Source organism: Mucilaginibacter sp. BGA-UO-ETr-C110, from assembly GCF_059567985.1.
Window position 1 is genome coordinate 1,297,830 of sequence record NZ_JCAQPB010000002.1, and the last position, 16,713, is coordinate 1,314,542.

The window sequence follows — 16,713 nt, forward strand, 5'->3', positions numbered from 1 at the left end:
GCTGGTGTATTACCAATTGTTGCCTGCCATAATTAATACCTGGCTTTCTTTGCCGTATTTTAATTCATTTAAAAATATTTCGCGGCCATGTTGCAGCGGTATCAGCGCTATGCCACGGCGTTCGTATTCTTTTTCAAGGGTTGGTGATACCATGCCGGCACCTTTCCACGGACCCCAGTTGATAGACATTACTTTACCGTTGATGCGTTTGTTGAGCGCCCAGGCGTATTTGTCCAGCACGCTGTTAGCAGCAGCGTAATCTGTTTGTCCACGGTTACCATAAACCGAGGCTATGCTCGAGAACAGGATCACAAATTGTGTTTCGGGACGCAGTTGCTCTGCCAGGATACGCAATGGTTTTACCTTGGTATCGAAAACGCGGCCAAATGATTCCGGTGTTTTGCTTTGGAATAATTTATCTTCCAGTAAACCCGCGCCGTGTACCACGCCATCTATGCGGCCATATATTTCATAAGTATCATCAATAAAGCTGCTTAAACGTTGCTCGTCGCACAGATCAAGTGATTTATATACTACGGTTGAACCACCTGCTTCCATTTGAGCGATGGTGCGCATTACCTGGTTGTTTTTGTAGATACGTGCTGTTTCTTGTTCAATCTCAGCGGGTTTTTTAATAACACCCTGTTTGATCACATAAGAACGGATCTCATCTTTTGATTCCAGCGAATCTGCAGCGCTTGCACCGGCTTTTCTTGGATCGGCAGAACGGCCTACTAAGATATAGGTACAAGGATAATCCTTAGCAAAGTGGATCATCAGCTCGGATGTGATGCCCTGGGCTCCGCCAAATACGATCACTACCGATTTTTTATCCAGTTTAATGTGCGATTCTTCTAAACCGGTGATCAATTGTGAAGGGATCAGTTCCATCACGTGTCTTTGATGATCCTGGTAGATCACTTCCGATGGTTTATCGGGATTAAGCAATTCTTTTAGTGTGATATCAGCTATTTCATCCGCTGTCATCGGCGTACCCAAACTTACCACGCGGCATTTAGTTTGCTCAAACTCGCGGTCAAGACTTTTGAAAAAGCCCGGATAACCCTGGTAACGTCTTAATAAGCTGATGTCTTCAAACTCATTCAGATGCAACATGGTATCTGATATGATGTAAACCCATTTTACAGTTTCAAAATCCAGTTTCTTGATCAAAGCGAAGTGATCGATAATACCCACTGTTTTTTGCGAAGCGAACATATTGAGGATGATCAAACCCTGGTAGCCTTCCAAATTTCCGCCTGCGTACACGATGTCAGCCATGGCGCCACGGTGCTCCAGTAAATGTTTAATCTTGATGGCTTGTATGCCACCATCATCAGTGATGGCAAAACGTTTGCCTTTGATAACAGCGTCCTCGGCGGTTGATAGTTTAGTAGGGGTAAGCTCAAAACGCAGGCGTGATAGTGTTTCATCAGTTGTTGTTTCGGCAACAGGCTCCTCTATGATCTTTTTAGCTTCGGTAACCAAACCCTCGGTTTCTGCTTCTATGTCAGCTATCCAGTTGGCTAAACCATTCAATGTTTTAATAGCTGCCAGTTTTTCCATCATATCATCGGCTTGCTCATTGGCTTTTCCGAAGCCGATCTTTAGCTTCAGGTCGCCGATGATCTCCATCCGTTTGATGGAGTCAATGCTCAGATCAGCTTCCATATCCAGATCCATACCCAGCATTTCCTGCGGATAACCGGTTTTATCGCTTACTACAGATAGTATAGCCGTTTTCAGGTCTTCTAATGAAAATTTTACTTTATTGGTTACAGTAGCCTGTACAGCAACTTCCACATTAACGGCAACTGGTGCAGCAGTGGTGGTTTGTGCCGTATTTTCGTTGATCCAGTTCACTAAACCGCTCAATGTTTTGATGCCAGCCAGTTGCTCCATCATGGTATCCTCGCTTTTTTCGCTGTTGCTAAAGCCGCCCAGTTCGGTGCGTAATGTACCAATGATCTCCACTCGTTTGATCGAATCGATGCTCAAGTCGGCTTCCAGGTCCATCTCCATACCCAGCATATCCTGCGGATAACCGGTTTTGTCGCTTACTACCTGTAGCAATACTTGTTTAACATCTTTTTGTACTGCGACAGGTTGAACTGCAACAGGCTGCGCGATAGCTTTTACTTCCTGTTTAACCTCAACAGGGGCAGCTACCGGGATAGGTTGCTGAACATAAGCTTGTTGCTGGTATTGTGGTGCCTGCTGGTAAGCCATCGGGCTGCCCGGATTTTGCCCTAAAAAGGACATCATAACATCTCTTTGAGCCTGTATCAGCATTTTCATGCTGTTCAGGTATTCCTGCATCATCAATTCAGCGCCTGAATTTACGATGGTGTGCGTTTCAGTTCTTACTTCGTTGTTTTTCATTTTAATAGGTTCAATGATAGGCAAGGCACCGTTTGCGGGCAGCTTTCCACTTGCAGGTATAGCGTGCTGACCATTTACGTACCAAACTGCAGCGCTTTTTTTGTATAAAGCTGGTTCGTCCAGGTTTAACAATTTAGCGCCACGGCCTTCAAATAGTTTTTCAATATGGATGTTACGGCCCGTAGCCATATAATCGGCTAGCATACAAAGCAGGTGGGTGAGTTTGTTGCGGCTGTTATCTTCGGCATACAACAATACCTCGTCTTTACCCAGGCAGGCTTTGGTTAAGCCGGTTAACACTTTGCCAGGTCCAACTTCAATAAATATCCGGGCGCCAGCCGCATACATTTGCTGTACTTCTTCCACAAATTTTACCGGTTTTACCAGGTGATCTGTCAGGCGTTCTTTTATTTCATTTGCTTTAACAGGGTAGGCTGCCGCGGTAGTGTTTGACCATACCGGCAGACTCAGATCGTTAAAGTTTACTCCGGCAAGCACTTCAGTATACAGTTCTTTTGATCTGGCTACCAATGGGCTATGGAAAGCACAGGCAACTTCCAGTTTCCTGGCCGATATTTTTGCCGTTTTAAGCGTTTCCATTAAGTTATGTATGGCTGGCGTAGTGCCCGCTATCACACACTGCAACGGAGAGTTATAATTAACCGGGTAAATATCTTTTAATCCCGAAATGATCTTTTGTAGTTCATCCTGGGTAGCGTTTACAGCTATCATAGCACCGGCATCACCGTCAACAACGGCATCTAAAATAGATTGGGCACGTTTGGCGCTTAGTTTTACCAGCTCGTTTTCGTCAAAAGCTCCGGCAAAACACAAGGCTGGCAATTCACCGTAGCTATGACCGGCAACCATATCAGGTTCGATACCCATGGTTTTCAGGAAATTGGCTAGGGCCAGGTCAACAATACCCAGTAATGGCTGTGCCATGCGGGTATCTTTAATGGCTTCTTTTTGTCCTTTTATCAGTTCAGGATCAAAGGCAGCATTAGGGAACAATACCTTTTCATAATCAGGGTACTGTTTTAACAAACTACGCATGGCCGGGAACACCACGAACAGGTCGCGGGCCATATTGATGCGCTGGCTTCCCTGCCCCGGGAACATGAAAGCTACTTTACCTTCCTGTTTTTTAACAATATAAGTGTCTTTGCTTTCGATGCCTGAAAGGGCCAGTTCAACCTTCATCATCAGGTCGTCGGCATTATCCGCAACAATGCTTAGTTGTACTGGTTTTGCGTTGGCTGTTGCCAGGCTAAACGCAATGTCTCTCAGATCGATATTGCCATTGATCTCCAATAAAGCTTTTACGGAGTTTAGTTTTGTTTTTGCTTCGTCGTAAGTATCACCGCGGAAAACAAAAAGCTCCGAAGGCCATGATGTTAATGACGGGTTTTGCAGGGATGCAGGGCCGCTGCTTTCAATTACGGCGTGGAAGTTGGTACCGCCAAAACCGAAGGCGCTTACGCCAGCATAGCGTTTCTCATCCATCCATAAACCAGCTTCGGTATGGAAAGCGAATGGACTGGTTTCGGGATTATAAAATCCGTTTGGTGTTTTTAAATGTATGGTTGGTGGTTTTATACCATGATAAACTGCTAAGGAAGCTTTGATCAATCCGGCTAAACCCGCGGCGCATTTGGTGTGCCCGATCTGTGTTTTTACCGAACCCAGGTGTGTTTGACCCGCAAGGGCCCCTGATTGATTCAACATATCGGTCAACGCGCTCAATTCGGTTTTATCACCAACTACGGTACCTGTACCATGTGCCTCAACCAATCCTAATAATGATGGGGTGATACCGGCTTGTTCATAAGCACGTTCCAGTGCACGAACCTGTCCGATCTTGCGTGGAGCGGTTAAGCCAAGGGCTTTGCCATCGCTTGATCCGCCTACACCTTTAATTACGGCATAAACTCTGTCACCATCGCGCAGGGCGTCTTCATGTCTTTTCAGTACGATCATGGCCACACCTTCACCTAAAGCAATACCATCGGCTTCGCCATCAAATGTAGCGCAGCGGCCCTTGCGGGATAGGGCATGAGTGCTCGAGAACATCAGGTAATCATTGATACCGTTGTGTAAATCGGCACCGCCGGCCAGTACCATGTCTGATTTTTCCAGGAACAACTCCTGGCAAGCCAGATCAATTGCGGCTAATGACGATGCGCAGGCGGCATCTACCGTAAAGTTACGGCCACCAAAATCCATACGGTTGGTGATACGACCAGAAATTACGTTAGCCAGGATACCCGGGAAAGAATCCTCGGTGGTTTTTGGTAGGGCCGCATCTACTTCCGCAGGGATCTCGCCAAATACCTGTTTGTAATATCCTCTGAAGCTATAGCTGTTGGCCAGATCGTTACCGCCTTCGGCACCAATAATCACAGATATGTTATCACGGTCAAAATTACCGCTGCCATAACCGGCGTTCTCCATAGCTTGTTTGGCAACCATTAAGGTTAACAACTGCGTTGGTTCGATAGCGGCCAGTGACTGCGGCGGGATACCAAATTCAAGCGGATCAAAATCGATCTTCGGAATAAAGCCACCCCATTTGGAGTGTGACATATCGTCTGCGGTAGATGCGGGATCGTAATATAGTGCTTTATTCCAGCGCTCATCAGGCACTTCGGTAACGCAATCTTTTCCTAAGATGATATTGCGCCAGTATTCTTCAATATTTTTTGCTTCGGGGAAAATACAGGCCATACCTACGATAGCCACATCAAGCGAACGCTCGGTCGATTCAGGTGCGGCAGGTAAGGCAGCTTTCAGGATATGCTGATAATTGTTTTCGGCAACATCCTGGTGCAATTCCAGCAGGGAAATAACCTTGTTGTGCATCACGGCCACCTGACCGATCATATACATGCCCAGGTTTAATTGGTCAGCTTCATCGATGGTCACCAACTCGTCGCCGCGGCGCTCAATACCTTTGGCAGCAATACGCAGCCTGCCCACGTTAAGGCTTTCCAGTTTCTCCCAGATCTCTTTTTTGTCGATACCGGTCTTTTGCAGTTTAGCTTTTTCTGTGCTAAAGAAATCGGCGAATGCCGTATTCAGGCAGCGGGTTTCATGACCCGGAGCTGTTTCCAGCAATACGGTGTCTTTAGCCTGCATGGCCTGCTCCTGGAATTTGTCCTGTATAGCACCGGTAATCACCGCTTCTTTAGTATATAAATAAGCCGTGCCCATCAGCACACCTACTTTTACGCCTTTGGCTGCCAATGGTGCTGCCATTACCGCTATAAATGCAGATGAAAAAGCATCGTGTATACCCCCTGCAAAAAATACGCTGATCTCTTCGGGTTTGTCTTCTTTTAAAAGGCGCTCAATTTGTTTTTCCCAAAGCACCATGCTGGATAGGGGGCCAACGTGGCCACCGCATTCACGGCCTTCAAAAACAAAGCGGCGGGCACCTTCTTTCAAGAACATGTCCAGCAGGGAAACCGACGGAACATGTAAAAATGTTTTTATACCTACTTTTTCAAGCGGTTTGGCCTGTGATGGTCTGCCACCGGCAATCAGTACCACGGGTGGTTTAGCTTCCAGGATGTATTGCATTTGCTCGTCGCGCAGTTCCTGTGGGGCAAAACCGAGGATGCCAACACCCCAGGTTTTTTCACCTGCGAGTTTTTTGGTATCCATTACCAGTTCTTTTGCACGCGGACCTTTTAATAAGGATAACGCGATGAAGGATAAAGCGCCTGCTTCTGCTACAGCATCGGCAAAAGGGGCTACATCGCTTACGCGGGTCATCGGGCCCTGGGCAATAGGGTAGGTAATATTAAGATCTTTGGCTAAAGGATTGTTTGGTCTGATCACATTAAGTGAGCGTGCCTGGTTCAGGTGACCATACATGGCTTCTTTAATACCAAATACCAGTTTATTCAGTTTTTTATAGCGGTTAACCAGGTCGGTGGCCAGGGCGATATCCTGCCCCATAGGAATATAGCTTTTCTCCGGGTTAAGATCGGTGAAATAAGCTTTAAGATTGTTATAAGTAATATTCTCGGGCAGAGCAGGGGAGTTTGGACGAACCAGCACCCTGCAGTTATCGATCAGTTTGGTTTCGGTACCGCTTAATTTGGTACAAAGTTCTTTCAATTCTTTTGGAGCCGAACATTCCGGGAATAAAGCCAACTGACTGTCGAGCACAATGCCGGCAGCTCCCTGTGCGGATAAGGCAGCGGCTGTATGTATACCTACACCACCCTGTACCCAAACGGGGATATCTTTTACTTCCTGTATAACACGCTGGAATAATATGTATGAAGATTCATAAGCCACATTGCCCGCACCCTCATTACCTTTGATGATAATACCATCTGCACCCTGGGCTTTGGCCAGCTTTGCAGAAGCCAGATCGTTTATTTGATAAACAAGCTGAGTGTTTTCCGGTCGTTTGATCTTCGCGCCGAAAGGTAAAATGATCACGCTCACCTGTTGAGGGAGTTTAATATCAATGATATCACTTCCCGTAAAACAAACACCAAAATCGATTAAGCCACGGCTTACTAAATTTTCAAGCGCTTCTTCGGCGATGGTCTTATCGAGCCCAAGACTCAGTACAGGAAAAGCTCCTGCGTGATGCAAATCAAGTGCAAGCGATACATCGGGTTTTTCAAAGGGGGTTAATCCAATTATTGCACGTTTTTTCATGGTATAGGGTAGGTAAAATGTTAAAATCGATGGCTATCTGTAAAAACTACCATAAAATCCCAGATGAAGGATATACAGAACACTAAATATTATGGCAGATGAAAATAATAAATTAATCTTATACTTTAATCAAAAAGTAAAAATTTAACAACAAAGACATCTTAATCTTATTAATTATACAATAATACCACTATATTTTTATATTTATGCACAGTGAATACAATGAACAGAAAAAGAATAAAATGAAAAAAAAGGCCCTGAAACATATGGTAATGGCCTAATATTATGTTGTTTATCAGGCAGATTAAAGGATTTACCTCAAATAATAATGATAATTATTGGTTAAAAAATAGATTCATCTGAGTTAAATAACTTTATTTGTCGCTATTCTGACCAATTTGTTAATGCTTATTTAATGAAAGCTTTACTTTACCATAATCGACTTATAATATCAATAATTAATTATAATTGATTGATATTTAATAATTTATGATTTATTCTAAAATGGTGATCTGTCAAAGGCTTGTAAGCCAAGGGTTTCTCGGATAGCGGTAATTAAGGACTTATAAAGCCGATTATGGTACTATTTGAAATTTATATTGCCTATCGAGCTAAAAAATAAACTAATGTGTAAGTATTTATATAAAGAAAGCCGCAGTACTAGGTTTCGCGACTTGTTCTCCTTTGTTTTGCGATGATAATCTTACTAAGGGCAGGAAGTTGGTGACGAAGATATAAACAACAGGGGCCGCTTAAAGCGGCCCCTGTTGTTTATGGAGATATTACGAATAAATATGCAGGGATGTCACCCTGAGCTTGTCGAAGGGCTTACGCAGAGGCCAGCCCACCATGCTTCGACGGAGCTCAGCATGACATCCTTATTTAATGTTAGTTCACATCAAACCAAAGTTTGGTGGTGAGCACGTCGGCACCTTGATTGGCAACAGCCGCTTTATAGCTTGTGCCATTCAATGATTGCTCCGTTCCCGGGTAAATGAACCTTACCGGTATTTTCCCGTTCAGCGTGCCGGCAACGGCAGGTTGCAGCTGCGGATAATCTAAACGGCGCCATTCTGCAAAGGCTTCCAGGCCCTGGCCAAATAAGGCTATCCATTTTTGATTACCTATCGACTTTTTATAGTTCGAGGCATCATATTTAACTGCCGCCGAATTGATATAGGTTGTAATGGCTGCATTAGCAATCCCATATTGTTGTAGTGAAGCTGTAACCGCCTGATTGTAGAAATCGGCTGCGTTACCGGCTATAAAGCCACGTGCTACGGCTTCAGCCTGATCAAACAGTACTTCGGCATAGCTGATGATCACTGCTGGTGCATGCGGTGCCAGGAAATAGGTACCTGGTTTTGATGTTTTGGTTAAGCCCAGACCGCTGGCATCGCCAACCAGTAAACCATTGGGCACGCCCACATAGGTTTGTGGGGTAGCATCTTTGGTCGGACTGGCATATATAGGCAAGCGCGGATCGTTAAGCGCAAATAACTGATCAACTATAGTTTTGCTGATGCGATAATCATCGCGGGTATCAAACAAATTGCTGATCGGGTTTTGGTTTGGCGAATCAACATAAACCAGCTGGGCTATCTCGCTGTTTGAGCTGATATAGCCACTGCCTTCGGCCTGGATATCGGCTAATACCTGTTTGGCTTTTTCGGGCTCGCGATCGGCAATGCGAAGCGCGATACGCAGGCGTAGCGAATTGGCGAATTTTTTCCATTTGGTAATAGAGCCACTGTATATCGCATCGCCCAAAATAGCTTTACCTGATGGGGCAAGTGATGCTTGCGCCGCTTTCAGATCATCAAGCAAGGCAAAATAAACATCTTTTTGCGCATCATATGCAGGGGTAAGGTACTGATCAATATTGATAGCCTGTTTGTAAGGCACGTCGCCATATTGATCGGTCAGCAAAGTAAACACCCATGAACGCAATACCAAAGCAACACCTTTGTAATTAGGGTTCGCCTGGGCATCGGCCAGCTTAATGATCTGGTTCAAATTAATAACCCCTTTGGTATAAGCGGTTGTCCACAAGCCTTGAAACGACGTGTTAGTGAATATATAACGGTCGGGATCGGTATATTGTATTTTGGACCAGTTTTGTACAAAAAGCAAGCTTGAACCCATATTGTCTTCTACGCCCCAGTAAGTATCAGATATGTTTTTAATAACTCCTGTAAGCAGGTAATCAGGCTGCGGATTTTGGGTGGCATTTGGATTCTGGTTAATTTTCACCAGTTCTTTTTTGCACGATGCCAACGATAGCAATAGCGTGCCGGATAATATGATGGATGTATATTTAAGTTTCATGATAATTAGAATTTAAGGTTAACATTAAAACCAATGTTGCGTACGGTTGGTAGGGTTAAGTCTTCCAGGCCTTGTCCGTTGCCGGTGTTAAAAGCGGTTTCAGGGTCGATGTTAGGCGCGTTTTTGTGGATGATGAGCAGGTTACGACCAACAACAGCGAACGACGCTCCCTGGAAACCAATGCTTTTGGCCCATTTTTGTGGTACGGTATAACCTAGTTTTATTTCCCTTAATTTGATGTAGGTAGCGCTGTAAACAAATGGCTCATCGGCATTGGTTAAGGCCTTATAGTATGATTGTGCCGATAAGATGGTGTTATTTTTGCTGCCATCGGCCTTTACACCGTTGTAAACAACACCATCATTGTATACCGTTACACCAGCCGGAGCGCTGCCGCTTACTTGAACCGCGGCTGCTGATGTATTGTTGCCAGGGTAATAATAGCTTAAACCGCCGTTAGCTGTACCACGGCCCGGCAGGGTAGATGCCAATATACCGGTATAGGTACCTGTTTGGTTGGTGCCTGAGAAAATAGAACCACCAATGTGCGCGTCGACCAAAACGCTTAAATTGATGCCTTTATAAGTAAAGCTATTATTGATACTACCTAACCAGTTTGGTGTAAACTTGCCCAGGTATTGTATAGTTGGGTTAATAACAGGTGTTCCATCGGCATCTACAACTACCTGCCCACTGGCATTACGCTGAAATGCATTGCCGTAAATAGCACCATAAGGTTGCCCAACAGCTGCCAGTACTTGTACCGTACCATCAGATCCTAAGATATAGCTTTGCAGGCGACCTTCTTTATCCAACGAAACAACTTTACTCTTGTTACGGGAGTAGTTTACGTTGATGTCCCAGCTAAAATCTTTTAGTTTTATCGGCGTTAACCCTAACTGTACCTCTAAACCTTTGTTGTTAATAGTACCGCCGTTGATCAGTTTTTGATTATATCCTGTGGTCGGGCTCACATTAACTTTTAAGATCTGGTTATTACTGTTGGTATTATAAACACTCGCGTCTAAACGGATCCTGTCATTAAAAAAGCCTAACTCAAAACCGGCTTCGGCCGAGGTTGTGGTTTCTGGTTTTAAATTAGGGTTCAGATCTACATTGTTGATGCTTTGTTGCGGATTAGCATTAAATGGAGCGGTAAAGTCATAAGTATTGATCAACTGATAAGGGTCAGTCGCTTTACCTACTTTTGACCAGCCGCCGCGTAGTTTTAAATAGCTTAATATATCGCTTTTAATATCCAGCGCTTCTGATAGTACCAAGCTACCATTAACAGAAGGATAAAAATAAGATAAGCTGGATGCCGGAAGGGTGGATGACCAATCATTACGGGCAGTAACGTTGATAAAAGCATAGTTCCTGAAACCAATTTGTCCGGAAGCAAAATAGCTGTATGTTTTATACTTGCTAAAAGTATTTGATGATATCAGCGGATCGCGTGAGTTGTTCAAGGTATATAAACCGCTTACCGCTAATTTAGGCGCTTTCTGATCGTTATTCTCCAATGAGTTTGCGCGGATGTTACCGCCGATCAACGCGTCGATCGAGAAATCATCGTTTAGTTTTTTAGTATACTGCAGCCTGCCTTCGGTATTGGTCTCGGTAAAATCATAAGCATCTTCTTCGTATGAGCCGAATGGCGTACCATTGGTGCCATAAGCTATTCTGATCTTACGGCGATCGTTATAATAATCGGTACCGGTACGGAAATTTGCCGAAAGGCCATCAATGATCTTGTAGTTTAACTCCGCGCTACCAATAAAACGGTTACGGGTTTGGCTTACCGTATTTTCATAAGCCTGAAAGTATGGATTGCTGTAGTAGCTGTTATTCCAGTTAAAAGTATTGCCATTGGCATCGCGATAGTTTTTTAACTGGCTAATATCAACCTGACGACCAAACCAGGTAAACTGCAGCATGGTACTGGTAGCACGCCTGCCGCCCGAACCTGGTAAATTATCGGCATCGTCCTTAATATAGTTGGCAATGGTAGTTAAAGTTAATTTCGGCGTAAGTTTATAGGTAGCATTCAATAAAAATGAATTACGACCCTGCTCGGTATTGGGAATTACGCCTGTTTGGTGCAGGTTGTTGTATGACAGGCGGAAATCATATTTATCGCCCGAGCTGGCCAATGAGATCCCGTTATTAAGGGTAACACCGGTTAAAAAGAAATCTTTCACATTATCAGGATGTGCTATAAACGGTACGGGTGTGCCGTTGGAGTTAAATTGAGGTATAAGCTGACCATCTAATGCAGGGCCCCAGCTTTCGTCAACGCCGTCATTAACGCCGCCGCCTTTACCATCAACATAACTGAATTTACCGTTGGAGCCTTGTCCGTATTCATTTTGATATTTTGGCAGACCCAATAAGTTGGAAAATGAAGTGTTTGAATTAATAGTAACACCCAGGCCTTTGGCACCTTTACCGGTTTTTGTTTTGATGAGGATAACACCGGCAGCCGCACGTGAACCGTAAAGCGCCGCGGCATTTGGCCCTTTAAGCACCGAAATAGATTCAATATCCTCGGAATTGATATCCGATATCGGGTTGGCAAAATCCCTTGATCCGCCGGTACCTAACTGCTGGGTATTATCAACCGGAAGACCGTCAACCACAAACAGCGGCTGGTTATTACCGGCCACCGAGGTTTCGCCGCGGATAATGATGCGTGATGAGCCCATATCGCCCTGGCTGTTGGTTACATTTACACCGGCTATTTTACCGGCCAACGCGTTTACCAGGTTGGTTTCCTTAGCCTCTGAGATATCTTTTGATTTTAAACCCTGTACGGCATAGCCCAGTGATTTTTTATCTTTTGAGATATTGAGCGCCGTGATCACTACCTCGTTCAAAGCGTTAGCTTGCTCCTCGAGTATAATATGGAGTGATCCATCAGCCCCGGTAACGGATATTTCTTTAGTGGTAAAACCAATATAGGTTATCCGTAACACGTCATTTACTTTGGCGCTTAAGGTAAACTTACCGTCGCTGCTGGTTTGTACACCATTGGTTGTTCCTTTAACAGAAACACTTACGCCCGGCAAGGGAAGCCCGTCTGACTTGGCGGTTACCACCCCGCTTATTTTAACAGATTGCGCCGCAACCGTTTGGATGAAAATAAAAGGCAATAGTATTGCCAGTAGTAGTTTGTAATTTTTAAACATGGTAATAGATTGTGAATGTTAACGATACCATACAGGATCCGGAAAACTAAAGACGGCCAGCCATCCGCAGATCGGATGATCGGGCTGTTGATAATATTGCCTTAAACTGTAAAAGCTTTGATTGTTGGGTTGTGCTATGTTGCCTGAGAAAAAAGCCTGACCGACCTAAGCAACGCTGTAGTTTAACAGCAGCAACACTTGTTTTGCATAGATGACATAGGGGTATTCATAGTAGAAGCAGATAATAAAACGTAAATGTTCAAAATAGAAGCGTTGTTTAAGGTTATGTAATTTGTTTTCATGTGCGGTGTGATTAATGGTTAAATCGATATAGCAATGTGTGATGACAGGATCAGGGACACATGCTTTATTATTTATTTTAGTTTACGGATGCGGTTTTATTGTTCACCAGTGCATCAACCACTTTAACCATTGATGCAAACTCCTGCTGATCATACAGGCGGGTAAGGTAAACGATGCGGCCTTCGCGATTGATCACCACATTACGCGTAACACCGCTCTTTTTATTGGCAAACCTTCCAAAAATATCCGCACCAGGATCAAGCGCCAGGTCATAGGTGATCTTCATATCCTGGTGAAATTTTTGTACTTTTTGCAGGGGCTCGTCACGGTCAACGCCGATCAATACCAGGCCCTTGCTTTTGTAGGCTTCCCAGATGTCTTTTTGTAAGTGCGGCATTTCCTGGCGGCATACACTGCACCAGCTGGCTGTAAATTGTAGTATTACTACTTTGCCGCGTAACTGCTTTAGGGTAGTTTTGGTACCGTTGGTGAGTACCAGTTCAAAATCATCAGGAGCCTGTTCGCCAACTTTAACCAGGTAACCGCGATCAATATTGGCAGAGTCGACAGTTTGCGCGCGGGCTGCAATGCCGGTAAACAGGAAAAGATAAACTATGAGTAAAAACTGGTTGTTCATTGAATTTATTAATAGGGCTCCACTATAATTAAGCCGGTGATAAAAAATTAACAGATTGCAATTAAACAGAAAGAATAGGAGAGGTATGAAGAACAGCCTATAGCCGTAAGCGTGTGGACATATCATTATCTTTTCTGCAAATGGTTGCAGATAGGAATTAGCACCTTTATAACAATCTGTACAGGTTGCTAAGACATCACAGGGCCCTTCCCTCAGTCTTTCTGGATAATTAAAAAATGAAATAAAGAACGATTTCGGCTGCAAACATATAAATAATTCTATTAATCCCATAGACTTTGTATTTATTTAATGATTTTCGCTTATTCCTTACAATCGGGTGGCAAAAGGATGCCTCACCTAAATCCTCTCCAAAGGAGAGGACTTTACTCAACATGTTATTTAGCTCCCTCTCCTTTGGAGAGGGCTGGGGTGAGGCTTTCATCCCTCCAAAAAAATCAGTATATTTGTATATCAGGCAACGGCCCGGTTCTCTTTTTTAGGGAACCGGGCCGTTTGGTTAAGGACAAAATCAAACCAAAATAGACCATTTTTAGTGTAGTTATTTGACAATCAATTATTTAATACTTTTTAAACCTTTCAAAACCCATCAAAAATTTGTTAAAAAGTGTTAAAATGGCGTTAAAGTTTAGTTAAAACGGGTAAAAAACAAGTGTTTTTATGCTGTTTTTGACTAAAAAAGTGTTAAAATTTAAGGTTTAAAAAGTTTTTCGGCAGAGGACTCTTATGAAAATGGATGGTGAATCAAACAAAAATTGGTGAAAACGATTAAGTAAATAATTCAACTATTTTTGAGAAATATGACCTTAAAAATAAGAGATTTGTTTTCGGTCTGTAATCAGATCATTCACCAATTATACCTTCTGTTCACTATGCAATTAAAACGGAGCATCTGCCTGTTGGGCTTACTAACTTTTGTTTACGCGGATAACTTCGCCCAAACCACAATCCCCAAAAAGCAACTGGAGGAGGTTGATTATGTTGATCCGTTGATAGGCACTTCTCTAAAAGGTTTTGCCAAGAGTTTTGAGGAAGGCAATGGTGGCGGCGGCACCATGCCCTGCGTAAATGTACCCTTTGCCATGACCAATTTTGTAGCCCAAAGCCGCGAAAACAAAATGAGCTATATGGTTTACCACTATGAGGATAGCAAGGTTATCGGGTTCACGGCCAGTCACCAGCCTACCGTTTGGATGGGCGATTATGGCTATGTTTCGGTAATGCCGCAGGTTGGTAAATTGCGTGTTTTACCAAAAGAACGCGTGCTTTCCTTCAGCCACAAAGATGAAGTGTCCAAGCCGTATTACTATTCAGTAAAATTGAAAACTACCGGTACAGAAAAGATCAAAGCCGAAATAGCGGGCGCTAATACCTGCGGTATGTTCCGGTTTACTTTTCCAAAGGCCGATCAGGCGCATATCATTATCCAGGGCATCAACCTGAACCCTGAGCTAAAAGATTGGGCCAATGACTATACTGTGCGGATGAAAAAACTGAAGGGTTATGTGCATGTAGACACCGTAAACAACGAAATAACAGGTTACAACCCCGACAGGCAGTCGGCCCAGTTAGGTCCAGAGTTAAAGAATTTTAAGGGGTATTTTGTGATCAAATTTAATAAGCAGATCAAAAAATACGGTACCTGGGATAAGCAGGTGATCAACAAAGGTAGTCACGAGCAATATGGTACCCGTATGGGGGCGTTTATATCATTCCGCACCAAGGCTAATGACGAGGTAAGGGTTGTGGTAGCTTCTTCATTTATCAGCCTAGAGCAGGCTCGGGAAAACCTTAAAAAAGAGATCCCTGACTGGGATTTTGACCGGGTTGTAAAAAACACACGCGACCAATGGCAACAGGCCTTAAAAGTGATACAATTAAGCGGTGTGAGCCGGGATCAGCGGACGATCTTCTACACCGCCTTATTCCATACCATGCTGTTCCCGAGGCAGTTTTCGGAGTACGGCAAATATTACAGCGCTTTTGACGATAAGGTGCACAAAGGCGAATCGTACAATGATTATTCACTGTGGGATACCTTCAGGGCGCTGCATCCGTTGCTAACCCTTACCCAGCCGCAACGGATTGATGGTATGGTACAGTCGCTGCTGCAAATGTACCAGGAGGGTGGATGGATGCCGATGTGGCCAAATCCAACCTATACCAACATTATGATAGGTACCCATGGCGATGCCGTTGTGGCCGATGCTTTTGTAAAAGGTTTCCGAGGCTTTGATACCAAACTGGCTTACGAGGCGCTGCATAAGGATTCATACGATGCCCCGGATGGCGATACCCACAAACGCTGGGGCGACCGCGACCTATGGACAAGTTTTGAAGCCCGCGGCGGCCTGACCAACTATCATAAATTAGGATATATACCTGTGGATAAGACCCGGGAATCTGTTTCGCGTACTATTGAGTACTCTATCGACGATTATTGCGTAGCCCAGGTGGCCAAAGGTTTGGGTAAGGATGACGATTATAAACAGCTGACGGCCTGGAGCAAAAATTATGAGAACGTGTACAATAAAACAACCGGTTTTATGGCCCCGCGCAATTCCGACGGACATTTTTCGGCCAAGCCGGATTCGGGCTTTACCGAGGGAACCAAGTGGACCTATACCTTCGGCGCCATGCATGATATACCGGGGATGATTAAATTAATGGGTGGTGAAAAGGCCTTTGCCGATAAGCTGAGCCAGAACTTTAGCGGAGGCCACTATCGTGCGGATAACGAACCTGGACACCATTACCTGTACCTGTTTAATTATTGCGGTATGCCCTGGAGAACTCAGGAACTGGTGCGCGAGCATACTTCGACACAAAACTTCCGGAACGCGGCCATCGGCATTAACGGAAATGATGATTGCGGACAAACTTCGGCATGGTACATTTTTAATGTGATGGGCTTTTACCCGGTAGCTCCAGCATCGGGCGTTTACAGTATCGGTGCACCGCAATTCCCGTACATAGTTTTGAACCTGCAGCATAGCAAAAAGCTGATCATTAAGGCAACTGGTCTTTCGGCTAAGAATAAATATGTGAAGGCAGTAAGTTTTAATGGTACGCCGATCAAAAACTTCACTATCTCGCACAAAGAAATCAGCGAAGGCGGGACACTGGCCTTCATTATGACCGATAAACCACAGAAATTATAAGATATCGAAAATCTGA

Annotated in this window: 5 protein-coding genes and 1 riboswitch; of the genes, 1 reads left to right on the forward strand and 4 read right to left on the reverse strand. The window is 44.2% G+C overall.

What is annotated here, in order from left to right:
• Positions 1–9: 9 nt before the first annotated feature.
• The 4 genes from AC57BQ_RS06635 to AC57BQ_RS06650 form a co-directional block, all read right to left on the reverse strand.
• Complete coding sequence (locus tag AC57BQ_RS06635; protein ID WP_496405523.1) at positions 10–7,062, reverse strand: SDR family NAD(P)-dependent oxidoreductase; 7,053 nt, start codon at positions 7,060–7,062, stop codon at positions 10–12.
• Between the two features lie 888 nt (positions 7,063–7,950).
• The gene (locus AC57BQ_RS06640) at positions 7,951–9,390 is read right to left on the reverse strand and encodes a SusD/RagB family nutrient-binding outer membrane lipoprotein (RefSeq protein ID WP_496405524.1); all 1,440 of its coding nucleotides are present in this window, start codon (positions 9,388–9,390) and stop codon (positions 7,951–7,953) included.
• A gap of 5 nt (positions 9,391–9,395) precedes the next feature.
• Positions 9,396–12,578 (reverse strand): SusC/RagA family TonB-linked outer membrane protein, encoded by a 3,183-nt coding sequence (locus tag AC57BQ_RS06645; RefSeq protein ID WP_496405525.1) that lies wholly within the window; start codon positions 12,576–12,578, stop codon positions 9,396–9,398.
• A gap of 379 nt (positions 12,579–12,957) precedes the next feature.
• Positions 12,958–13,518, reverse strand: coding sequence for a TlpA family protein disulfide reductase (locus tag AC57BQ_RS06650; protein WP_496405526.1), 561 nt, complete (start codon positions 13,516–13,518; stop codon positions 12,958–12,960).
• 122 nt (positions 13,519–13,640) lie between these two features.
• Positions 13,641–13,750, reverse strand: a riboswitch (SAM riboswitch).
• A 658-nt stretch (positions 13,751–14,408) separates the two neighbouring features.
• Here AC57BQ_RS06650 and AC57BQ_RS06655 point away from each other — a divergent pair.
• The gene (locus AC57BQ_RS06655) at positions 14,409–16,697 is read left to right on the forward strand and encodes a GH92 family glycosyl hydrolase (RefSeq protein WP_496405527.1); all 2,289 of its coding nucleotides are present in this window, start codon (positions 14,409–14,411) and stop codon (positions 16,695–16,697) included.
• The last annotated feature ends 16 nt before the right edge of the window (positions 16,698–16,713 follow it).

Coding starts and splice junctions, on each gene's coding strand:
- AC57BQ_RS06655 (WP_496405527.1), top strand. CDS start 14,409: ATGCAATTAAAACGGAGCATCTGCCTGTTGGGCTTACTAACTTTTGTT.
- AC57BQ_RS06650 (WP_496405526.1), bottom strand. CDS start 13,518: ATGAACAACCAGTTTTTACTCATAGTTTATCTTTTCCTGTTTACCGGC.
- AC57BQ_RS06640 (WP_496405524.1), bottom strand. CDS start 9,390: ATGAAACTTAAATATACATCCATCATATTATCCGGCACGCTATTGCTA.
- AC57BQ_RS06635 (WP_496405523.1), bottom strand. CDS start 7,062: ATGAAAAAACGTGCAATAATTGGATTAACCCCCTTTGAAAAACCCGAT.
- AC57BQ_RS06645 (WP_496405525.1), bottom strand. CDS start 12,578: ATGTTTAAAAATTACAAACTACTACTGGCAATACTATTGCCTTTTATT.